The sequence below is a fragment of the Amycolatopsis sp. ATCC 39116 genome, assembly GCF_000231075.2.
Taxonomy (GTDB): domain Bacteria; phylum Actinomycetota; class Actinomycetes; order Mycobacteriales; family Pseudonocardiaceae; genus Amycolatopsis_E; species Amycolatopsis_E tucumanensis.
In genome coordinates this window covers 12,360-34,032 of record NZ_AFWY03000036.1, presented here as the reverse complement: position 1 = coordinate 34,032, position 21,673 = coordinate 12,360, and the positions used below count along the sequence as shown (strand labels likewise).

The 21,673-nt window shown below is 70.8% G+C and carries 20 protein-coding genes; 13 read left to right on the top strand and 7 right to left on the bottom strand.

Going from position 1 to position 21,673, the window contains the following annotated elements; translation table 11 throughout:
- Positions 1 to 170: 170 nt before the first annotated feature.
- The 4 genes from AMY39116_RS0328610 to AMY39116_RS0328595 are packed head-to-tail and all read left to right on the top strand — an operon-like array spanning position 171 to position 4,196.
- Positions 171 to 956: a mycofactocin-coupled SDR family oxidoreductase gene (locus AMY39116_RS0328610; protein ID WP_020421035.1), complete on the top strand. Its 786-nt coding sequence runs from the start codon at positions 171 to 173 to the stop codon at positions 954 to 956.
- On the top strand, positions 953 to 2,365 hold the full coding sequence (mftF, locus tag AMY39116_RS0328605; protein WP_020421034.1) for a mycofactocin biosynthesis glycosyltransferase MftF: 1,413 nt from the start codon (positions 953 to 955) through the stop codon (positions 2,363 to 2,365). Before AMY39116_RS0328610 ends, mftF begins: the two co-directional genes overlap by 4 nt.
- Entirely contained in the window at positions 2,362 to 3,039 is a 678-nt protein-coding gene (gene mftE, locus AMY39116_RS0328600; protein ID WP_020421033.1) for a mycofactocin biosynthesis peptidyl-dipeptidase MftE, read from the top strand. The genes mftF and mftE overlap by 4 nt, the downstream gene beginning before the upstream one ends.
- Positions 3,040 to 3,080: 41 nt before the next feature.
- On the top strand, positions 3,081 to 4,196 hold the full coding sequence (locus AMY39116_RS0328595; protein ID WP_027936302.1) for an NDMA-dependent alcohol dehydrogenase: 1,116 nt from the start codon (positions 3,081 to 3,083) through the stop codon (positions 4,194 to 4,196).
- Between the two features lie 33 nt (positions 4,197 to 4,229).
- Here the strand turns inward: AMY39116_RS0328595 and AMY39116_RS0328590 are convergent, their stop codons facing one another.
- Positions 4,230 to 5,627, bottom strand: a complete 1,398-nt coding sequence (locus AMY39116_RS0328590) for a hypothetical protein (RefSeq protein ID WP_020421031.1) — start codon at positions 5,625 to 5,627, stop codon at positions 4,230 to 4,232.
- 264 nt (positions 5,628 to 5,891) lie between these two features.
- Here AMY39116_RS0328590 and AMY39116_RS0328585 point away from each other — a divergent pair, with 264 nt between their 5' ends.
- The 3 genes from AMY39116_RS0328585 to AMY39116_RS0328575 all read left to right on the top strand — a co-directional run bounded on the left by AMY39116_RS0328585 (position 5,892) and on the right by AMY39116_RS0328575 (position 10,033).
- Positions 5,892 to 8,216 carry a molybdopterin cofactor-binding domain-containing protein gene (locus AMY39116_RS0328585; protein WP_027936300.1) on the top strand — a complete coding sequence of 775 codons (2,325 nt, stop codon included), beginning with the start codon at positions 5,892 to 5,894 and terminating at the stop codon, positions 8,214 to 8,216.
- Positions 8,217 to 8,226: 10 nt separating this feature from the next.
- Positions 8,227 to 8,703, top strand: a complete 477-nt coding sequence (locus tag AMY39116_RS0328580) for a (2Fe-2S)-binding protein (protein WP_020421029.1) — start codon at positions 8,227 to 8,229, stop codon at positions 8,701 to 8,703.
- A gap of 130 nt (positions 8,704 to 8,833) precedes the next feature.
- A complete protein-coding gene (locus AMY39116_RS0328575; RefSeq protein WP_020421028.1) occupies positions 8,834 to 10,033 on the top strand; it encodes a CdaR family transcriptional regulator in 1,200 nt (399 codons plus the stop codon).
- Here the strand turns inward: AMY39116_RS0328575 and AMY39116_RS0328570 are convergent.
- The gene (locus tag AMY39116_RS0328570) at positions 10,030 to 10,287 is read right to left on the bottom strand and encodes a DUF4235 domain-containing protein (protein ID WP_020421027.1); all 258 of its coding nucleotides are present in this window, start codon (positions 10,285 to 10,287) and stop codon (positions 10,030 to 10,032) included. The genes AMY39116_RS0328575 and AMY39116_RS0328570 overlap by 4 nt on opposite strands.
- A 132-nt stretch (positions 10,288 to 10,419) precedes the next feature.
- Here AMY39116_RS0328570 and AMY39116_RS0328565 point away from each other — a divergent pair, with 132 nt between their 5' ends.
- The 5 genes from AMY39116_RS0328565 (at position 10,420) to AMY39116_RS0328545 (ending at position 13,991) form a co-directional block, all read left to right on the top strand.
- Complete coding sequence (locus AMY39116_RS0328565; protein WP_020421026.1) at positions 10,420 to 10,788, top strand: cold-shock protein; 369 nt, start codon at positions 10,420 to 10,422, stop codon at positions 10,786 to 10,788.
- 37 nt (positions 10,789 to 10,825) lie between these two features.
- Positions 10,826 to 12,016 (top strand): zinc-dependent alcohol dehydrogenase, encoded by a 1,191-nt coding sequence (locus AMY39116_RS0328560; RefSeq protein WP_020421025.1) that lies wholly within the window; start codon positions 10,826 to 10,828, stop codon positions 12,014 to 12,016.
- Between the two features lie 136 nt (positions 12,017 to 12,152).
- Complete coding sequence (locus tag AMY39116_RS0328555; RefSeq protein ID WP_020421024.1) at positions 12,153 to 12,830, top strand: PAS and ANTAR domain-containing protein; 678 nt, start codon at positions 12,153 to 12,155, stop codon at positions 12,828 to 12,830.
- Between the two features lie 55 nt (positions 12,831 to 12,885).
- The gene (locus tag AMY39116_RS0328550) at positions 12,886 to 13,350 is read left to right on the top strand and encodes an SRPBCC family protein (RefSeq protein WP_020421023.1); all 465 of its coding nucleotides are present in this window, start codon (positions 12,886 to 12,888) and stop codon (positions 13,348 to 13,350) included.
- Positions 13,350 to 13,991: a UdgX family uracil-DNA binding protein gene (locus AMY39116_RS0328545; RefSeq protein ID WP_020421022.1), complete on the top strand. Its 642-nt coding sequence runs from the start codon at positions 13,350 to 13,352 to the stop codon at positions 13,989 to 13,991. The genes AMY39116_RS0328550 and AMY39116_RS0328545 overlap by 1 nt, the downstream gene beginning before the upstream one ends.
- Positions 13,992 to 14,285: 294 nt before the next feature.
- Here AMY39116_RS0328545 and AMY39116_RS0328540 read toward each other — a convergent pair whose 3' ends face one another.
- From AMY39116_RS0328540 to AMY39116_RS0328520, 5 genes are read right to left on the bottom strand one after another with little or no spacing between them, the layout of a single operon-like run.
- The gene (locus AMY39116_RS0328540) at positions 14,286 to 14,849 is read right to left on the bottom strand and encodes a hemerythrin domain-containing protein (protein WP_020421021.1); all 564 of its coding nucleotides are present in this window, start codon (positions 14,847 to 14,849) and stop codon (positions 14,286 to 14,288) included.
- A 34-nt stretch (positions 14,850 to 14,883) separates the two neighbouring features.
- Entirely contained in the window at positions 14,884 to 16,161 is a 1,278-nt protein-coding gene (locus AMY39116_RS0328535; protein ID WP_020421020.1) for a cytochrome P450, read from the bottom strand.
- The gene (locus AMY39116_RS0328530) at positions 16,158 to 17,060 is read right to left on the bottom strand and encodes an alpha/beta hydrolase fold domain-containing protein (RefSeq protein ID WP_020421019.1); all 903 of its coding nucleotides are present in this window, start codon (positions 17,058 to 17,060) and stop codon (positions 16,158 to 16,160) included. The genes AMY39116_RS0328535 and AMY39116_RS0328530 overlap by 4 nt, the downstream gene beginning before the upstream one ends.
- Positions 17,061 to 17,094: 34 nt before the next feature.
- Positions 17,095 to 19,119 (bottom strand): CocE/NonD family hydrolase, encoded by a 2,025-nt coding sequence (locus AMY39116_RS0328525; RefSeq protein WP_020421018.1) that lies wholly within the window; start codon positions 19,117 to 19,119, stop codon positions 17,095 to 17,097.
- Between the two features lie 6 nt (positions 19,120 to 19,125).
- A complete protein-coding gene (locus AMY39116_RS0328520) occupies positions 19,126 to 20,409 on the bottom strand; it encodes an acetyl-CoA carboxylase biotin carboxylase subunit family protein (RefSeq protein WP_027936299.1) in 1,284 nt (427 codons plus the stop codon).
- A 65-nt stretch (positions 20,410 to 20,474) separates the two neighbouring features.
- Here AMY39116_RS0328520 and AMY39116_RS0328515 point away from each other — a divergent pair, with 65 nt between their 5' ends.
- The gene (locus AMY39116_RS0328515; RefSeq protein ID WP_020421016.1) at positions 20,475 to 21,533 is read left to right on the top strand and encodes a DNA polymerase ligase N-terminal domain-containing protein; all 1,059 of its coding nucleotides are present in this window, start codon (positions 20,475 to 20,477) and stop codon (positions 21,531 to 21,533) included.
- The last annotated feature ends 140 nt before the right edge of the window (positions 21,534 to 21,673 follow it).

The following is a 21,673-nucleotide window of genomic DNA, read 5'->3' as shown; positions in this document are numbered from 1 at the left end:
GTGATGGGTTCGGCGCTGGTGGTTGCGCTCCCGCGGCTGGGCGGTGTGCGAGCGGGGGGTGGCGGGAGCTGGTTGGCGAGTCGTGTGGCTGCCCGCGGCCAAGTTGTCACCGGGTGGGTGGTGTCGTCGTGAGCGGGCAGCTGGCACGCTCCGCTCGTGGAGATGATCACGTGACCCCGCGCGTCGCCGTGGTGACGGGGGCCGGGCGGGGCATCGGGGCGGCCGTCGTGCACCGGCTCGCTGGGGAGGGGTGGCGCGTCGTCGCCGTGGACGTCGCCGCGGATTCCCCGGGGCTGGGTTATCCGCTGGCGCGGCGGGAGCAGCTCGCCGAGGTCGCCGCGAAGTGGCCGGGCCAGGTGCTCGACTTCGTGGCCGACGTGCGGGACCAGCAGGCCCTCGACGAGGCCGTCGCCATCGCCGAGCGTGAGTTCGGTGGGCTGGACGCCGCTGTCGCCGCAGCGGCGGTCATGGCGGGTGGGCGGCCGCTCTGGGAGACCACCGATTCCGAGTGGGAATCGTTGTTCGGCGCCGGCGTGGACGGCGTCTTCCACCTCGCCCGCGCCGCGGTGCCCGCCCTGCTGCGGCGCCCGCAGCCGCGCACCGGGCGGTTCGTCGCCCTCGCCTCGGCCGCCGCCCACACCGGGCTCTGGCGGCTGGCCGGCTACAACGCCGCCAAGCACGCCGTCGTGGGGCTGATCCGCGGCCTCGCGACGGACCTGCGCGGCACCGGCGTCACCGCGACGGCCGTCTCACCCGGCTCCACCCGCACCCCGATGCTGCAGGCCACCGCGGAGCTCTACGACCTGGACGACGTCGAGGAGTTCGCCCAGCACCAGCTCACCGAGCGCCTGCTCGAACCCGAGGAGGTGGCGGCCGCGGTCTGCTGGCTGTGCGGCCCGGACGCGAGCGCCGTCACCGGCACCGTCGTCCACGCGGACGGAGGCTTCACAGCATGACTGTGCTGCGCCTGGACCCCTCCACCAAGGCCGTCGCCTGCGGGCGCGTCCTCGTCGGCGGCTCGCCCTTGCGGATCATCAAGCTGTCCGCCACCGGGGCGCGCCTGTTCGCCCAGTGGGCAAGCGGCACACCCGTCGGCGACAAGCCCCACCACCGCCGCCTGGCGGAAAAGCTCACCCTGGCCGGGATGGTCCACCCCACCCACCCCGACTCGAGGCTGACGCCGCAGGACGTCACCGTCGTGGTCCCGGTCCGCGACCACGCCGACCGCTTGGCCGGGCTCCTGCCCCGCCTGACCGACGTGCGCGAGACGCTCGTCGTCGACGATGGGTCGGCGGTGCCCGTGCCGCACGCCGTCGACCGGCACCCCGTCGCCCGCGGACCGGCCGCCGCCCGCAACACCGGCTGGCGCAAGGTGACCACCGAGCTGGTCGCCTTCCTCGACGCCGACACCCGCCCCGAACCGGGCTGGCTCGGGCCGCTGCTGGCGCAGTTCGAGGACTCGGCCGTGGTGGCCGTCGCGCCACGGGTGCGCAGCGCGCCCGGCGACGGCACGCTCTCCCGGTACGAACGGCTGCGGTCCTCTTTGGACATGGGCACCACCCCGGCGCAGGTGCGGCCGCGCGGCCGCATCACCTACCTGCCCACCGCCGCGCTCGTCGTGCGAACCTCGGCGCTGCAGGCGATCCACGGCTTCGACGAGGACCTGCGGTTCGGCGAGGACGTCGACCTGATCTGGCGCCTCGTCGACGCCGGCGGCTCGGTGCGGTACGAGCCGGAGTCCGAAGTGGTGCACGAACCACGCACGACGTGGCGCGCCTGGCTGAAGCAGCGGTACAGCTACGGCACGTCCGCCGCGCCGCTCGCGAAACGCCACGGGCGGCAGGCGCTCGCGCCGGTCCGGGTGTCCGGCTGGACCGCGCTGGCCTGGCTCGCGGTGGCCGCCGGACGGCCGAAGACCGGTGTGGCGATCGCGCTCGGCACCGCGGCCCTGTTGCCACGCAAGCTGAAACCCCTTGACGTCCCGGCGAAGGAGGCGCTCGGCATCGCGCTGGGCGGGCACGTCGCGGCGGGCCGGTTCCTGGCCGACGCGCTCACCGGCGCGTGGGGCCCGGCCGCGGTCCCGGTGCTGGCGCTGTCCCGGCGTGGCCGCCGCGTGCTGGCGCTGGCCTATGCCCGGCACCTCGCCGACTGGGCCCGCACCCGGCCGGACATCGACCCGCTGCGGTGGCTGCTGGCTCGTGCCGCGGACGATTTCGCTTATGGCACCGGGGTTTGGCGTGGCTGCCTGCGCGAGGAGGAACCGGGGCCGCTGATCCCCGACCTCTCAAGTTGGCCCACCCGTCGCCCACCAGCACCCTCAACGGAGCCGCTGCGCGGCACTGCCTCGATCCGGAAAAGGTCATGAACCTCGCCGACCTCGCCTGGCCCGAACTCGGCGAGCGCCGCCTGCTGGCCGTGCCGCTGGGCGCCACCGAGCAGCACGGTCCGCACCTGCCGTACACGGTGGACACCGAAATCGCCGTCGAGTTGTGCCGCCGCCTCGCCGAGGCTCGTCCGGAGGTGGTCGTCGCGCCCCCGCTGCCCTATGGCTCCAGCGGGGAGCACGCCGGTTTTCCCGGCACGCTGTCGATCGGTCAGGAAGTCACGGAACTCCTCGTGGTCGAGCTGGTGCGCTCCGCCGACGCGTTCGCCGGGGTGCTGCTGGTGTGCGCGCACGGCGGCAACGCGGCCCCGCTGCGCCGGGCGGTCGCGAAACTGCGTTACGAGGGCCGGAACGTGCGCGCCTGGTGCCCGGACGGTCCGGCCGACGACACGCACGCCGGACGGCTGGAGACCTCGGTGATGCTCGCGCTGCGGCCGGAAGCCGTGCGGGTGGACCGGTTCGAGGCCGGCGCGACGCGGCCGATGCCCGAGCTGATCGGCCGGTTGCGTGACGAAGGTGTGCGCGGGGTGAGCCCGAACGGGGTGCTGGGTGACCCCGCGGGGGCGACCGCGGAAGCGGGGCGCGCCACCCTCCGTCGATGGGCGGACGCTCTACTTGAAGCTGCCGCGGCGGTGGCCAAAGATGGCATCATGTAGCAGTCCGTGCATGAGACCCCTGTCACAAAGAGGTGATCGGTGTGAAGACCAAGGCCGCTGTCCTGCACTCCGCGGGCAAGCCGTTCGAGATCGAGGAACTCGAGCTCGACGGTCCCCGCGACGGTGAGGTCCTGATCAAGTACACGGCCGCCGGGCTGTGCCACTCGGACCTGCACCTGATCGACAACGACCTCGTGCCGCGGTTCCCGATCGTGGGCGGGCACGAGGGCGCGGGCATCATCGAAGAGGTCGGGCCGGGCGTCACCAAGGTCAAGCCCGGTGACCACGTGGTCTGCTCGTTCATCCCGAACTGCGGCACGTGCCGCTACTGCGCCACCGGCCGGTCGAACCTGTGCGACATGGGCGCCACGATCCTGGACGGGCACATGCCCGACGGCAGCTTCCGCTTCCACCGCGGCGGCACCGACTACGGCGCCATGTGCATGCTCGGCACGTTCTCCGAGCGCGCCACGATCTCCCAGCACTCCGTGGTCAAGGTGGACGACTGGCTGCCGCTGGAGACCGCGGTGCTCGTGGGCTGCGGTGTGCCGACCGGGTGGGCGACGGCCAACTACGCCGGCGGCGTGCGCGCGGGCGACACGTGCGTCGTGTACGGCATCGGCGGGATCGGCATCAACGCGGTCCAGGGCGCGGCGCATGCGGGTGCGGCGAACGTGATCGCGGTCGACCCGGTCGCGTTCAAGCGCGAGAAGGCGCTGGAACTGGGCGCCACGCACGCGTTCGCCTCGGCGGACGAGGCCGCGGCGAAGGTGGCGGAGCTGACCTGGGGCCAGATGGCCGACCAGGCGCTGATCACCGTCGGCACGGTGGACGAGCAGGTCGTGACCGACGCGTTCAACGTGATCGGCAAGGGCGGCACGGTCGTCATCACCGGCCTGGCCAACCCGGAGAAGCTGACGGTGCACCTGTCCGGCGGCGTGATGACCCTGTTCGAGAAGACGGTCAAGGGCACGCTGTTCGGCTCGGCCAACCCGCAGTACGACATCGTCCGCCTGCTGCGCCTCTACCAGGCCGGGCACGTGAAGCTCGACGAGCTGGTGACCAAGCGGTACTCGCTCGAAGAGGTCAACGAGGGCTACCAGGACCTGCGCGACGGCAAGAACATCCGTGGCGTGATCATGCACTCGGCGGACTGAGCGCGCACCCGTGAGGGCGGGGGCTGCCCGCCCTCACGGGTCGATCAGCGGCTGGAACGCCGCGCGCACGTCGGCGTCCGACGGCGTCACGTACACCTGGCTCGGCGGGATGTCCACGGCCAGGTCGACGTAGGTGGTGTAGTGCAGCACCGGCGGGCAGGACGCGCCGCCGATCTCCACGCGGGTGTCGGTGACCAGCCGCCCCGTCTTCACCTCGTACACGCGCACCGGGATCGCGATCTTCCGGAAGGACACGTCCTGGTAGCCGTACAGGCTCAGGCCCGACTCGTAGGGACACGACCGGACTTCGGCGCCGTAGTCCGTGGTGCCCGCGCAGATCACCGCCATCGCGTCGGCCGGGCCGCCCGCCCGCCACTCCGCGGGGAACCGGCCGAGGTGCTCGTCGTCGCCGAAGACCAGCGCCCGGTTCGGCCCGTCCCCGTAGGGCGCCGCGCCGCTGTAGGGCGCCGGGTGGTCGCAGTACTCCGGTTCCGCGCCCGGGTAGGAGACTTCCAGCAGGTCACGCACGTTCGCCAGCTCGATCGCCTGGGTCGCCCTGGTCGCGCCGTCGCCGGCGCGCGCGGTGAGTTCGTGGCCGGGGTACTGGTCGAGGATCTGCTGGTACCGGTCGCGGGCGCGGGGCCAGTCGTCCGCCGCCATCAGCCGGTCCGCGCACCCGGCGAGCGCGGCGGGCGCGACCCGTGGCACCACACGGGCGGCGTGGTCCAGCACCGGGCCGCGCGCGCCCTGCCGGAGCCAGTCGGTGATCGCCGCGGTGCCGCACGGGTCGGGGACGGGCAGCCGGCCGGTGAAGCGGTCCAGCACCTCCCGGATCCGCTGGTCCTGGCCGGGGATCGCGCGCACGTCGGCCAGTGTCGCGAACGCGCGCTCCAGGTTCGCGGGGTCGCCGCCGAGGGCCTTGCCGAGCTGCGCTTCGGCCGCCAGCAGCAGACGGCAGGCGCGGACGGTGTCGCCGGTGTGCGCGGTCAGCGGCGCGTCGGCCACCGCGTGCCCCGCCCACAGCCCGTCCAGCGCGGCCAGCGCCCCCGGGCAGTCGCCGCGGCCGTGGGCTTCGATGGCGTCACCCTCGATGCGGGCGGCGTCGAAGCGCAGCAGCCCGACGGCCAGCAGCACCGGGAGCGCGACGGCGAGACCGGTCAGCCGTTGCCTGCCGGTGTGCGCCGGGCGCTCGGTGTGCCGGGCCAGGTGCCAGCCGTGTGCGGCCAGAGCCGCCCACCAGACGAGCACGACGATCTCGAACCACAGCGTCCGCACCGCCAGGGCGAGCACCGTGACCAGTGCGATCGTGACCAGGCCGGTGAGGACCGCGAGCCGTCGGCGACCGAGCAGCAGGTAGCCGGCGCCGAGCAGCGAGGCGTTGCCGAGCGCCGCGGCCAGTGGGTCGGCGGCCTTCGTGTGGGGCTGGACCATGATCGTCAGTGTCGGGGCGGGAACCGGTCCCGGGGGCTGCCGCGGCATCAACCTGCCAGCCGCCCGATTGATCGACTGTCGCGATCAGTGGGCCGTCCGGCGCAACCAGATACGACGTTCGGCTGTGTCCGCGTCACAGTTGTGTGGCATGAGACTGTCACCCCGTCACAGAGATGCCCCGGCACGGCTACGGATCGTTGACCACCGCCGAACCCGATTCCTATCGTGACCGCGATCAACGTGGATCTCGGAAGGACACTCTCGATGGCGCATCAACGGCGATCGCCCGCGCCCGGGGACGGTGCTCCGTCCCTGGAACGGCGCCGGTTCCTCGGCTACCTCCTCGCGGCGCCCACCCTCGCGGTGGCGGCGAAGCTCGGTGGTGATCTGGCGTCCCCGTCCCCGGCCGAAGCCGCGATCCCCACCCTCCCCGGCGCCGCCGACATCCTGGACCTCGGCGACGCGCTGACGCTCGCCGCGATGCCGACCTCCAACCTCATCGCGATCCAGCTCAACCGCGACGGCACGGTCTCCTTCGCGGTGCCGCGCGCCGAGGTCGGCCAGGGCATCACCACCACCATCGCGATGCTCATCGCCGAGGAGATGGACCTGCCGTTGAGCAAGGTGGGCGTCAACCTCGCCGACGCCCGCCCCGAGCTGGTCTTCAACCAGCTCACCGGCGGCTCCAACTCGGTGCGCTCGCTCTACACCCCGGTCCGCACCGCGGCCGCCATCGCACGCGCCCGTCTGCTGGCCACCGCCGCCGAGCAGTGGAAGGTCGACGCCGCCACGCTCACCACCCGCGACGGCGTCATCCGCAGCGCCACCGGCCGCACCGCGACCTACGGCTCGCTCGCCGAGGCCGCCGCCAGCGCCCGCACCGCGGAAACCAGCGCGACGCTGAAGAAGACCTCCGAGTTCCGCATCATCGGCAAGCCCACCGGCCGCATCGACGCGCTCGAGGCGGTCACCGGGCGCAAGCAGTTCACGATGGACCTCCAGGTCCCGAACGCCAAGCCGACGATGGTCTGCCGCCCGCCGACGATCAACGGCACGGTCAAGGCCGTCCGCAATCTGGCGGAGGTGAAGGGGATGCCGGGCGTCACCGACGTCGCCACCGTCTCCACCGGTGTCGCCGTGCGGGCCGAGACCTTCGGCCAGTGCATCGACGCGATCCGGGCGCTGAAGGTGGACTGGGGACCGGGCACAGTGGACGGTGAGACCGACGCCTCGGTCGAGCGGAAGCTGCGCGCCGCCGCGCTGCCGATGACCGTGCCGCCGGTGCTGACCCAGTCGATCGACGCCGAGTTCGTGTTCGCCTTCGCCAGCAACAGCGCGCTGGAGACCAACTGCGCCATCGCCGACGTGCGCGCCGACCGCGCCGAGATCTGGTCCGGTCTCAAGTCGCCGATCACCACGCAGGAGCAGATCGCGCTCAAGCTCGGCCTGCCGATCCCGGCGGTCAAGGTGCACGTCGTCACCGGCGGTGGTTCCTTCGGCCGCAAGCTGTTCGGCGACGCCGCGCTCGAAGCGGCGGAGATCTCGAAGAAGATGGGCAAGCCGGTCAAGCTCATGTGGCACCGCGCCGACGACGCCCGCCACGGCCGCACGCACCCGATGTGCATCTCCCGCGTCCGGGTCAACCACGCGCTCGGCAACGTCGTCAGCTACGAGCAGCGGCACACCAGCGTCACCACCGACTTCGGCCACGGCCTCGGCGAGATCCTCACCGCCGTCGCCGCGAAGCTCCCGGTCGGCGACATCGGGTTCTCCCAGACGGTGTTCATGCTGTCCACGCAGATGCCGTACAACTTCGGCGCCGCCACGCAACTGCTCAACGAGGTGCCGCTGAAGTTCCACACCTCCAGCATGCGCAACGTCTACTCGCCCAACGTGGTCTGCGCGCGCGAGCTGATCGTCGACCAGCTGGCCGCGAAGATGGGGCAGGACCCGCTGACGTTCCGGCGGAACTTCCTCAAGGACGACCGCATCCGCAAGGTCCTGGACAAGGCCGCCGAGGTCGGAAACTGGGGCCGCAAGATGCCCGCAGGCACCGCGCAGGGCATCGCGCTGCACTACGAGTACAAGAGCGTCAGCGCGGTCCTGATGGAGATCGACTGCCGCCCGGAGACGGTCAACCGCAAGATCCGCAACGGGGTCGCCGGCCCACGCGTCACCAAGGCCGTCGCGGTCGTGGACGCCGGACTGCCGATCAACCCGAAGGGCCTGGAGGCGCAGACCATCGGCTGCGTCAACGACGGCATCGCGATGGCGCTCACCTCCAGCCTGCACATCGACAACGGCCTGCCGCTGGAAGCGAGCTGGGACAACTACTTCTACACCCGGCAGTGGAACACGCCGCCGGAGATGGAGGTCGTGGTCATGCCCGCGACCACCGGCGAGCCCGGTGGCGCCGGGGAGCTCGCCGTCGCCAGCTCGTTCGCCGCGGCCGCCTGCGCCTACGGCCGCGCGGTGGGGAAGATGCCGACCCGCTTCCCGATCAACCACGGCACGCTGAGCTTCGAGCCGAAGCCGAAGGTGCCGCCGGTGCCCGAATCGCCGGTCGACGGCCTGGCCTACACGTTCTGAGGAGCCTTCGTTGTCCCAACACACATTCCTGGTCAACGGCACGCGGGTCACGGTCGACGCCGACGACAAGGTCCGGTTGCTCTGGGTGCTGCGCGACCTGCTCGGCATCACCGGTCCGAAGTACGGCTGCGGCATCAACGTGTGCAAGGCGTGCACGAGTCACATCAACGGCAAGGCGTTCAACCCGTGCTCGGTGCCGGTGTCGGCGATCGGCCCGGACGACGAGATCACCACGATCGAAGGCCTGGCCGACCCGGCCACCGGTGAGCTGCACCCGATGCAGCAGGCCTGGATCGACCGGGACGTCGCGCAGTGCGGCTACTGCCAGCCGGGCCAGATCATGGCGGCCATCGCCAAGGTCAAGCAGGCCCGCGCCGAGGGACGGGAGATCAGCGACTCCGACTTCGAGGAGATCCGCAACATCTGCCGCTGCGGCACCTACTCCCGCATCCGGGAGGCGGTGAAGTCCGCGGCCAGCCAGATGTGAACCGCACTTGCGGCACCAGAGCCCCGCAACCCGCCGCGGTTGCGGGGCTCTGTCATGCCAATGCGCAACGTTGGACACTTTCGTGTTAGATGTCCACTCGCGAGCCCTCGACGGGGAGGACGGACATCTCATGAGGTACACGGGCGCCGAACCCGCGGTGGCCGGTCTGGCCGGCCGGGCACTGACGCGGTTGCCGGAGATGACCAAGGCGACCTACGAGCAGATCGTCGAGGAGATGGCCGTCTACCGCGAGGAGCGGTTCGTCTCGCACGCCGACCTGTTCGCCTCGTGCCGGGACAACTTGCAGTTCCTCGTCCGCGCACTGGCCGAGCCCGGCGCGCCCGACCTGTCCAAGGCGCGGGCGACCGGGCGCGAGCGCGCGCTGGCGGGGGCGCCGTTGCCGGAGATGCTGCGCGCGTTCCGCATCGGGTTCACCGAGGTGTGGCAGTGCTTCGTCGAGCTGACCGCGCCCGCGCAGGACGTCGCGACCCTGGTCTCGGCGACCACCGCCATCTGGGACCTGATGGACGACTACATCGAGGAGCTCACCTCGACCTACCGCGCGACGGTCGCCGAGATCAGCCGCACCAGGCAGAACCGCAGGCTGGCGCTCGTCGAGGCCCTGTTCACCGGCGGCAGCACGACCGAGGGCACGCTGTGGGACATCGCGCGGATGCTCGACCTGCCGCTGGAGGGCTCGTTCGTCGTCGTCGCCGCGGAAACCCCCGGGCTCGGTCAGGAAGCGCTGCCGCTGATCGAGGTCCGGCTGCGGGAGCGGCACCACGCGTCGGCGTGGCGGCTCACGCCGGAGCTGCAGATCGGGGTCGTGTCGGTGCGCGATCCGGACCAGGTGCTGGAGCTGCTGCGGGAGAACCCGCGCGGCCGGGTCGGGATGAGCCCGGTGTTCACCGGCCTCGGCGACACCGCGCGTGCCCTGCACCTGGCGCGGGTCGCGTTGTCCAGCCTGCCCGCGGGGACGAAGGAGGTGGCGCGGTTCCACGAGTCGCCGCTGGCCGGGCTGGTGGCGAGCGACCCGGAGGCGTCGGCGCAGCTGGCCGGCCAGGTGCTGCGGCCGATCCTGGAGCTGCCCGGCGAGGAGAGCAACGTGCTGCTGCTGACGCTGCGCGCCTGGTTCGACTGCGGCGGGTCGACCAAGCAGATCGCCGAGCGGGTCTACTGCCACCCGAACACGGTGCGGCACCGGTTGAAGCGGATCACCGACGTGCTGGGCCGGTCATTGAGCGACCCGTCGGACATCGCGGAACTCGGCACGGCCCTGCGGGCACTCGCCATGTTCGGCGACTCAGCCCGCAGAGCCGTGCGGAGCTAGTCCAGCTTCTTGCCGGTGGCCTTGGTGTACGCCTTGGCGCCGGCCCGGTCGACGGCCGCCTTGACGCCGCCGAAGATCGCTCCCTGCAGCACCGCCGCGAGGAGCACCTCCTTGGTGGAGTAGTCGGACGACGTGGCCTCCGGCGCGTCGTCCTCGCCGGTCGCCGCCTTCCAGGCCTGCTTGAACAGCATCCCGGCGAGCACCCCGCCGAGCGCGCTCACGGCCAGGCTCAGCGGTTTGTACAGCAGTTTCATCCCGTCACCTCTCCACAGTGGACCCGGCTCCACCCGTCCGGGTACCCGGAGTTCCGTTCCGTGACACTTGCACGTTGTGCAGGCGCGGCCAGGGGCGTACTTTGGCGCGATACTTCGCCGGGAGGGTGGCTGGTGGTAAGGGGCAAGGTCGTCCGCTTCGACGACATGCGCGGGTACGGTTTCGTGGCGCCGGAGGGGGGTGGCGAGGACGTCTTCATGCACGTCAACGACCTCGACGTGGACAAACGCCTGATCGCCCCCGGCGTGGTCGTGGAGTTCACGGTCGAGGACGGCGAGCGCGGGCTCAAGGCGTCGGGCATCCGGCTGGTGCGCCAGGCCGGCGACGACGACGGCGAGGACCCGTACGTGACCCGCGACTTCCGCGGCGAGCTGACGGAGGCGCTGCTCACCGGCGTCCCGACGCTCACCGCCGAGGAGGTCCTGCGGGTCCGCCGCGTCGTCCTCGAACTCGTCCACGACCACGGCTGGCTCGGCGGCTAGATGTTTTCCCGCCCGTCGTGCGGGCACACGAACGGGCATGAAGGCTGTTACCTGGCACGGCAAGCGTGACGTCCGCGTCGACGAGGTCCCGGACCCGCGGATCGAGGAGCCCACGGACGCCATCGTCCGCATCACCTCGACCGGCATCTGCGGCTCCGACCTGCACCTGTACGAGGTGCTCGGGCCGTTCATGGGGGAGGGCGACATCCTCGGCCACGAGCCGATGGGCATCGTCGAGGAGGTCGGCTCCGGTGTCACGAACATCAAGCCGGGCGACCGCGTCGTGGTGCCGTTCAACATCTCCTGCGGCCACTGCTTCATGTGCGACCAGGGCCTGCAGTCGCAGTGCGAGACCACCCAGGTGACCGAGAAGGGCAAGGGCGCCGCGCTGTTCGGCTACACCAAGCTCTACGGGCAGGTGCCCGGCGGCCAGGCCGAGTACCTGCGCGTGCCGCAGGCCCACTACGGGCCGGTCAAGGTGCCCGAGGGCCCCTCCGACGAGCGGTTCGTCTACCTCTCCGACGTCGTGCCCACCGCCTGGCAGGCCGTCGAATACGCGGGGATCCCGGACGGCGGCAGCGTGGTGGTGTTCGGCCTCGGCCCGATCGGGCAGATGTGCTGCCGCATCGCCGCGCACCGCGGCGCGGGCAAGGTGATCGGCGTCGACCTGGTGCCCGAGCGGCTGGCGCTGGCCGAGCGGTACGGCTTCACCACGGTGGACGCCAAGGCGGTGAAGGACGTGCCGGGCGTGGTGCGGGAGATGACCGGCGGCCGCGGCGCGGACTCGGTGATCGACGCGGTGGGCATGGAGGCCCACGGCGCGCCGCTGGGCAAGCTGACCCACCAGATGGTGGGGCTGCTGCCGGACCAGATCGCCGCGCCGCTGATGGAGAAGGGCGGCGTGGACCGGCTCGCGGTGCTGCACCAGGCCATCGCCACGGTGCGCCGCGGCGGCACGATCTCGCTGTCCGGCGTCTACGGCGGCATGCTCGACCCGCTGCCGATGATGGACCTGTTCGACAAGCAGATCCAGCTGCGAATGGGCCAGGCGAACGTGCGGCGGTGGATCGACGACGTGCTGCCGCTGGTGAGCGACGACGCCGACCCGCTCGGCGTCGAGGACCTCGCCACCCACAAGCTGCCGCTGGAGGACGCGCCGCGCGCCTACCGGATGTTCCAGCAGAAGCAGGACGGCGCGATCAAGATCCTTCTGCAGCCTTCGGCGTGACGAACGCGGCACGCGAGGATTTCCGGACAGCGGAGCGTAGCCCCGGATGATCACCCGGCTATGATCTGGCTCCCTGGGATTGTCCAGCAGCGTGGCACCCGTGTTCGATCAACTCCACTGCAGGAGCCGTACACGCATGTCCACGCCCCGGAAGCCGGACCCCTTGTCCGACCTGCCCGCAGGCCAGAGCGCCGATCAGGTCGGGATGTACCACTGGGACATCCGCGCCGCGAAGTGGACCTGGTCCTCGGAGATCCACCTGATGTACGGCTACCAGCCCGGCTCGGTCGAACCGGGGCTGGACCTGGTCACCAAGCACGGCCACCCGACCGACCGGCGCCAGCTGGCCGAGGTGTTCGACGAGGCCCGCCGCACCGGTCAGCCGTTCAGCGCGCAGCAGCGCATCCTGGCCGCGGACGAGAGCACCCGCGCGGTGGTCGTGGTCGGCGACGTCGAGGAGGAGGACGGCGAGGTCGTCGGCGTGCACGGGTACTACGTCGACCTGACCACGGCCCGGATCCGCGAGGCCGAGCAGCTGTCCGAGCTGGCGGGCGAGGCGGCCGGGCTGCAGCGGGCGATGGCCTCGCGCGCCACGATCGAGCAGGCCAAGGGCATGATCATGCTCGCGTACGGGCACGACTCGGCGGGCGCTTTCGAGCTGCTCATCCGCGTGTCGCAGCAGAGCAACGTCAAGCTGCGCGACCTGGCCGACCGGCTCGTGGAGGCCGTGCACGCGTCCGGCCAGCCGCCCGCGCAGGCCCGTGCCCACCTTGAAACGATTCTGGCGCGCTTGTCGGCCGCGGAGGACGTGTAACCGGCGAGTCTCGAGGTACCCGGAACGTGACACGGGTGAAAGGAGACATGCCGAAATGAGCACGATCACCGAGTCCGTTGACGTGAACGTCGACGTCCGCACCGCCTACAACCAGTGGACCCAGTTCGAGTCCTTCCCTGAGTTCATGGAGGGCGTCGAGGAGATCCGCCAGCTCGACGACACGCACACGCACTGGGTGACCAAGATCGGTGGCGCGAAGCGCGAGTTCGACGCGACGATCACCGAGCAGCACCCCGACGAGCGGGTCGCCTGGCGGTCCGACTCCGGCCCGAGCCACGCCGGCGTCATCACGTTCCACCGGCTCGACGACCACAAGACGCGGGTGACCGCGCAGATGGACATCGACCCCGAGGGCTTCGTCGAGCAGGCCGCCGACAAGCTCGGCATCCTGGACCGCCGCGTGCACGGCGACATGGAGCGCTTCAAGGCGTTCATCGAGAAGCGCGGCGGTCAGGAGACCGGCGCGTGGCGTGGTGACGTGGACCGTCCCGGCAGCTGATGGCCACCAAGACGCAGCGGACCGCCGCCGAGTTCGTGCCGGACAGCCGATCGCTGGACCGGCTCCGCTCGGCGGCGCTCGGCTGTCAGGGATGCGACCTGTACCGAGACGCCACCCAGACCGTGTTCGGGGACGGGCCCGCGCCGGCGAAGGTCATGATGCTCGGCGAGCAGCCCGGGGACCGCGAGGACGTCGCGGGGGAGCCGTTCGTCGGGCCGGCGGGCCGGTTGCTGGACCGGGCGCTGGAGGAGGCCGGGGTCGACCGGTCGCAGGTCTACGTCACCAACGCGGTCAAGCACTTCAAGTTCGTGCGGGCCGAGCGGGGGAAGCAGCGGATCCACAAGAAGCCCTCACGCGGGGAGATCGTGGCGTGCCGGCCCTGGCTGGTCGCGGAACTGGAGGCCGTGCAGCCGTCGGTGGTGGTCCTGCTGGGGGCGACCGCGGCTTCGTCGCTGATGGGCCCGTCGTTCCGGGTCACCGCGCATCGTGGGGAGTTGCTGCCGGCGCCGGAGGAGTTCTCCGGGCGGCCGGAGCGGGTGCTGCCTACCGTGCATCCGTCGTCGGTGCTGCGGGCTCCGGATCGGGACGAGGCGTTCGCCGCGTTGGTGAAGGATTTGCGGGCTGTGCCGTCGGTGATGTGACCTGGGGTGGGCTGGGGTCGCCTCGCTTCGCATCGGCGGGGATTTTGGCTGGGCGGGCCCTTCGTTTTTCAGCGTCTTACGGTGCGGTGGGCGCGTCAAGGGCGCCTTCGGCGTCGCTGCGCGATGGGGCTTCGCCCCACCCTTGACCCGCCCACCGCACCGCAAGGGATGGCGGGGACGAAGGGGCAGGGAGGGGTTTAAGGGTCTTGGTGGGCGTTGGGTGCCTTGGGTCGCTGTTGCTTGCTCAGAAGCAAGGCCCCTCGCCTGTTGGTGAGGGGCCTCTTCGTTCGGCTGTCAGGTGTTGCGCTTGCTCAGGCCGTCGCGGATCTTGTCGATGAAACCGGCCCCGGGGTCGAGGATGAGGTTCATCGGCGGGCGGTCCGGCGCGGCCGGGTGCGGGCGGGTCGGCGCCATCTTCTTCGCCTTCGCCACCTTGTCACCCAGGTCGCGCAGCTCGTCCGGCGAGCAGGCGGACTGCAGCTTCGGCAGCAGGTCCTTCTCCTCGTCCTCGATGTGGTGCCGGATGTCGTCCATCAACTGGCGCATCAGCTCGTCGAACCGGGGGTCGGTCGCCGGCACGTCCTCCAGCTGCTTCATGACCTCCTCGGCCTCCGCGTGCTCCTCCAGCTCGTGGTCGGCCAGCTCGTCGCCGTTCTCCAGGTACTTCCGCGCCGCCGGGTACATGAACTGCTCCTCGGCGACCGAGTGGCGCACCAGCTCGGCGATGACGTGGTCGGCCAGGTCCCGGCGGTGCTCGGGAGTGCCCGCGCCCGCCTCCAGTTCGGTGAAGACGCGTTCGATATGGCGGTGATCGGAGATGATCAGCGCGATCAGATCGGGTTTCTCTGCGGCAGTCATGCGACTGCGGTACCCGTACGGGTGGAACCTAACCTCACGGATGCCCGGTCAGGCGCAACGAAAAGTTGTCGAACGTCGCGGGCAGCGGGCGGCCGGGGCCGGGCTTGGGGGAGGAGTCCACTGTGTAGTCCCGGTCCCGGATCATCGTGGCCAGGACCGTCGCGCTGGTGAACAGCACGAGGTTCTTCGCCGGGCACTCACCCGGCCCCGCGCTGAACGGCACCAGCGACGGCTCCTCCTGCGCCCGCCCGTCCAGCCAGATCTCCGGCACGAAGCTGTGCGCGTAGGACAACCGGGAGTCGTCCCGGTGGAACAGCGGCGCGAACACCAGCAGACCCGTCCCCGCGGGCACGCGGTGGCCGTGCCAGTCCAGCTCCTTCGTCGTGTCCCGCAGGATCGCCGGCGTCGTCGGCCACAGACGGACCGTGTCCAGCACGCACGCGCGCAGGTAACCCAGCTCGGCGCCGGACGCGAGGTCCTGCCGCGCCTTCTGCCGCTGGGCGGGATGCGTAGCGAGCAGCGCCAGGGTGCGGAAGGTGACCATTCCGGCGGCGTCGAACGCGAACAGCCAGTGCCCGATCTGGCTGGCCACCTCGTCGTCCGCCGCGAGCCCGCCGGCCAGGCTGTCCTCCGGCGCACGGGCCAGCAGCGCACGCACCCGGCCGAGGAACTCCTCCCGCAGCCTGCGCCGCCGCGGCAGCAGGTACGACCAGTTCGCCGCCAACCGCAACCGCTCCAGCAGGTCGGTCGTCGTCTGGTCGTCGCGGGCGTGGTCGCCGAACACCACCCGGCGCACCATCCGCCACCACACCGGCGCGAACGTGTCCCAGTCGAGCGGACCCGGGCCCAGCGCCGCGAACTCGTCCGCGACCTTGGCCTGCACCGACGGCGCCAGGTGGTGGGTGGGGCGGCTCGTCTCCAGCGCGCGCTCGGTCCACGCCCGGCGGCGGTCGCGTTCCGGCCCCTCGGAGATCAGCACCCCGTGCGGCTGGAACTGCGACAGCGCCTTCTTCTTCTCCAGGTTCGCCGGGGTGAACGGCTCCGGCGACTCCGCCAGCACCCGGCCGACGTCCTCGGGGGAGAGCACCAGCGCGAACGATCGGCCGGGCACCGCCAGCCGCAGCAGGCCGTCACCGTGGCGGGCCCGCAGCTTCTGCAGCGTCTGCACCGCAGAGGCGTCGGCCTGCATCTTCTCCAGCAGGGTCATGACCCGCGGCCGCCGCTTGATCACCCCGCCCGCGAGCGTGGGTCCGACCACGCCGGCGAACACCTTCGCCGTCTCCGCCACCGAGGCCGTGGGCAGTCCGTTCATCGGGTCACCAGCTCCGCGATCCGGTCCAGCGCGTGCTTCGCCTCCGGGATGTTCGCGATCATCCACGCGTGGAACATGCCGCCGTACTCCCAGTACTCCAGCGGCACACCCTGCTCCTTCGCCTTGTCGTAGAGGTTGCGCGCGTCGGCCAGCAGCACGTCGCGCGTGCCGATGAAGCAGCTCAGCGCGCCCAGCCCGCGCAGGTCCCCGTTGATCGGGCTGACCAGCTCGTTCGCCGGGTCCAGGCCACCGGCGTACAGCCGCCCGGCCTCCCGCAGGCCGGTGACGCCCAGGTACGGGTCGTGCCGGTCGTACTCGGGCAGCGCAGGGTCGGTCATCGTGATGTCCAGCCACGGCGACAGCATCACGACCTCCTTGGGCTGCGGCCTGCCCTCGTCACGCAGCGCCCGCGCCAGCACCAGCGACAGGCCGCCGCCCGCCGAGTCGCCCATCAGGACCTGGTCGCGCGGGTCGACGTCGCCCAGCACCTCCTTGTAGGTGGCGTGAATCGTCGACAGCGTGTCGTCGTAGTGGCTGCCCGGCGCCAGCGGGTACAGCGGCGCGGTGACCGCGCAGCCGGTCCTGGCGATCAGCCGGGCGAAGAACTTCCAGTGGTCACCCTGGATCTGGTGCACGTACGCGCCGCCGTGGAAGTACAGGACGTGTTGGCTGGTGGCGTTCGCCCGCGGGCGCAACGTGTACACCGGGTGACCGTGCACCTCGGCGCGGTCGACGTCGACCTGCTTGCGCACCGCGGGGGGCGGCAGCGCGTTTTCCCGCTGCTGCCGCGGCCCCATGCTCTTGTGCAGCGCGTCCACGTCGGTGAACGTGCGTTTGCGCCCGGTCAGGAGCATCTCGGCGATCAGCAGTTTGGCGTGCAGGCTCGTCTTCCCGATCACCGGTTCCGGTTACCCCTGCTCCTCCGGCGCGAAACTAGACCAGGTCGCGGGGGAACCTGCGGTGCCAGTTGCGGGAGAACACCCGGTTCGCGCCCTCGTAGCCGTCCAGCGTGGCGTGCAGCACGAACTCCTCCGGCGTGCACGACAACACGGTGTGCGTCTCGGTGCGTGCTTCCCAGTCGCCGCGCGCGAACGTCATGCTCCACTTCGTCTCCCCGCGCACCGAGGCGAAGTCGTCGGCCACCGAGCTGTAGCGCTCGTAGGCGCGCCGGGAGATCTCCAGGTCGTGGTCGTCCAGGCGCACCGTGCCCGAGTCCTTCACGATTTCCAGCGCCGAGCGGTATTCCACCAGGTCACGGGACACCGTCCAGCGCTGCTCGCCCGGCTGCAGCACGGTCGTGGTCATCGGCGGCGATCCCTCGGGCTCGCCGAACACCGGCCCGGTCACCTCGTCCGACTCGCGGATCGGCCGCACCGGCAACGTCAGGGAGCTGCCCGGCGTGTGGACGGTGAGCCGCGCCGGTTCCGGGGCCGGCCACGCCAGCGGCCAGTACGAAGTGGACAGTGAGAGCCGGATGCGGTGGCCGGGCGGGAATGCCTGCGCGACACCGTTGAGTTCCAGCTCCACCTGGTAGCGCTTGCCCGGCTCCAGCGGCCGCGGCTCGTGGTTGCTGTCGCGGTGGGTCAGGTTCAGCAGGCCGTAGGTGATGCGGGTGGCCCGCCCGTCGGGGTGCACGTCGGACAGCCGCGCCGCGACCATCGCGACCGGTTTGTCCACCGACAGTTCCAGCCGCACCTTCGGCGCGCCGAGCACCTCGCACGTCTCGGTCAGCTCGTCGCCGTCGAACACCAGCGAGCCGCCGTCCTCCTCGCGCTGGTCGTAGGGCAGGTCCGGCGGGGCGTTGTAGGAGGCCCACTTGCCGGCGAACTGCCCCACCGACAGCGGCGACTCGACGTGCAGCGCGCTCTCCGGCACCTCCTCGTCCGGGCGCGCGATGCGGTGCTGCGCCAGCGGGTAGGTGCGCCAGTCGATGTGCGGCGAGGGCCACTGCGGCTCACCGACCCAGCGGCCGGGGCGCTCCTCGTAGGACGTCGACGGCGGCACGCTGTCCTGCATCCAGGTCAGCAGCATCGGCCCGTCCATCGCGCCGTTGTCGCGGTCCTTGAGCCAGTGGTCCCACCACTTCACGACCTCCTGCAGGTACCCGATCGCGGGGCCGGGCTGGCCGAGGTGCGGGTACTTGTGCGACCACGGCCCGATCAAGCCCTTGCGCGGCACGGACAGGTTGGCCAGCAGGCGGGTCACGGCGTTGGAGTAGCCGTCGGCCCATCCGCTGGAGGCGAGCACCGGCACCTGCACGTCGCTGTAGTTCTCGCACACCGAGGCGTGGCACCAGTACTCGTCGCGGCGCTGGTGTTCCAGCCAGGTGTCCACCCACGGGCCGACGCCCTCGGCGCGTTCCAGCCACATGTCGCGCCAGCGCTCGCCGACCAGCGCCGGGTCGGGCGGCAGGGTGCTGTAGGCGAACATCGTCCCGGCCTCGCCGAGGTTGTCCGACAGCATGCAGCCACCCATGTAGTGGAAGTCGTCGGAGTAGCGGTCGTCGGTGAACGACGAGATGACGATGGCGCGCAGGCTGGGCGGTTTCCGCGCGGCCACCTGGAGCGCGGCGAACCCGCCCCAGGAGATGCCCATCATGCCGGTGCGGCCGTCGCACCACGGCTGATCGGCGATCCAGGCCAGCACGTCCTCGGCGTCCTGCTGCTCCTGTTCGAGGTACTCGTCGGCCAGGACGCCCTCCGACTCACCCGTGCCCCGCAGGTCCACGCGCACGCACGCGTACCCGTGGCCGGCGAGGTACGGGTGGTGGACGGAGTCCCGGACGGCGGTCAGGTCCCGCTTGCGGTACGGGATGTACTCGAGGATCCCGGGGACCGGTTCGTCGTCGGCCGACACCGGTCGCCAGATCTTCGCGGCCAGTCTCGTGCCGTCCGACACCGGTATCCAGACGTGCTCTTCCTGAGTGATCTCGTACGGCAGGGAGCGGACCTCCCGCATATCCGATCAAACCTCCTCGAACTCGAACTTCAGCGAGTCGATCGTGCGCTGGTACTTGTCCTTCAGCTCGGCTTCGCTGTCCGCGCCGACGTAGACGAAGGCGAGCTCGAAGCTGTAGCTGTCCTGGGCGTCCATTTCGGACAGCCGCTGGCCCTCGGCAGGCACGATGTCGACCTCGACGCCCGGGATGTCCCGCTGCAGCTGCTGGATCTCCTCCTCGGTGGGGATCCGCTTGACGACGCCGTCTTCGAAGCGGCGGTGGTACCACTTGGCCGCGATCTTGTACTTGCCCTTGTCGTGCGGCATGTTCGGGCGGCGGCCGAGGCCGAGCTCGATCATGTTGTAGTGGTCGGGCACGCCGTCGACGTCTTCGAAGATCTCCGCGTGCGACTGCGAGTGCCGCGGGTTGATCTCCAGCAGTTTCACGTCGCCGGTTTCGGGCTGGCAGAAGAACTCGATGGAGAACGTCGAGTTGTTCAGACCGATCTGCTCGATGACCTTCTTGGAGACGTCGAGCATCTTCTCCACGATCGGCTCGGGCAGCTGCGAGGGGTACTGGTGGCGCAGGAACGACGAGCTGTCCGGGTAGTTCAGCGAGTCCAGCGCGCCGTAGACGACGACCTCGCCGTCGTGGACGTAGCCCTCGGTGGCGGCCTGCTGCCCGGTCATCTCCTCTTCGGCGAGCGCGGCGAGCGCTCCGGCGTCGGCGATCTCCGGCGGGATGTCGACACCGGTCACCTGGTCCAGGATGTACTGGAACGGTTTGCCGACGCGCCCGATGCCGGCGCGGATCTCCTCGACGGCCTCGGTGAAGTCGTCCTCGTCCTTGACGTGGAAGGCCAGTTCGGAGGAGAACGACTTGACCGGCTTGAGCCACATCGGGAACGACAGGCCCTCCGGCGGTTTGGGGTCGCCGTCGAGGTCGACCAGCGCGAACTTCGGGATCGCGTCGGTGGCCTTCTGCTGTTCGAGGCGGCTCCAGTACTTGTGCTCGCACTTGAGCACGCCTTCGAGGTTCGGGGTGGGCAGGTCGAAGCGGCGGCCGAGGATCGGGACCATCGTGGTCACCGGGAAGTCCCAGTAGCCCACCACGGCGCCGATTTCGCCGTCGAAGGCCTCCAGTTCGGTCACGGCTCTGTCGATCAGGTCGGCGATGGGGATCTCGCCCTCCTGCACGTCCGCCTGCGTGAGGAGCTGGTGGTAGCGGTAGTTCCCCGCCCCCGGCACGCGTCGCAGGGTACGCAGGTTCGCGTCGTCGAGTCCCAGCACGAAGATGTTGGTTTCGCTCACCACGAGTTGATCCCCGTTGTCGGGAATCGGTAAACACCGGCGGGTGACGGGGGTAACCTCGCGACGTGCCCGATCTCAGCGAGTACCGGCGGAAACGCGATCCGCAGCGGACGCCGGAACCGATGCCCGACCGGGTGGTGCCGAAGGGTGACGACGACGTGTTCGTGATCCAGGAGCACCACGCCCGCCGGCTGCACTGGGACGTGCGTTTCGAGCGTGACGGGGTCCTGGTTTCGTGGGCGGTGCCGAAGGGGCTGCCGCAGCGCCCCGGACCGCCCCGGCTGGCGGTGCACACCGAGGACCACCCGCTGGAGTACGCGACTTTCGAGGGCGAGATCCCGAAGGGCGAGTACGGCGGCGGGAAGATGTTGATCTGGGACCGTGGCACGTACGAGGTGCTGCACTGGAACGACCACAAGGTCGAGGTCGACATGCACGGTTCCCGGGTGCGGGGCCGGTTTCTGTTCGTGAACAGCCACAAGGCGGATTCCCGGGACTGGCTGGTGCGCCGGATCGACAGGGGTAGCGGCGAGGAGCTGCCGGAGTTCGTGAAGCCGATGCAGCCGCGACCGGGTTCGCTGCCACCGGACGAGGACGGCTGGGCGTACGAGTTCCGCTGGCAGGGGGAGCGGGTGCAGGTCCGGGTGGAGGGCGGCAGGATCACGGTGCGTGACCGGACGGGCGAGGACGTCACCGTGTTGTTCCCGGAGTTGCGCACGCTGGGCGAGTCGCTGGGGGCGACGGAGGTCCTGCTGGACGGGGAGCTGATCGTGCTGGAGGAGGGCAGGCCGAGCCGGAAGGCGCTCAAGACGAGGGTGACGGCGGAGCCCCGATCGGTGAAACGACTGGCCGAGCGCTCCCCGGTGCTGTTCCTGCCGTTCGACGTGCTGCACGTGGATGGGAAGTCGCTGCTGGACCAGCCGTACCGGAAGCGCCGGGTGAGGCTGCGGAAGCTGAAACTGGCCGGAGAGTACTGGCGAACGCCGGATTCCTATGACGGCGGCGGGGCGGACGTGCTGGCGGCCAGCCTGGCGAACGGCCTGGGCGGAGTGACCGCGAAGCGCCTGGATTCGGTATATGAGGCCGGAAAACGAAGCGAGGCCTGGCGAACGATCGCCAAGTAGCAGCAACCCTCACCACAAATGCCGCCCGGCCACGAAACAAGACGGACCACCCCACCCCACAACCGCCAGCCGGCAACGGAAAGCAAGCGACTACTCCAACCAGACCTCCCCCGCCCCCGATCCACAGCCGATCTTTAGTC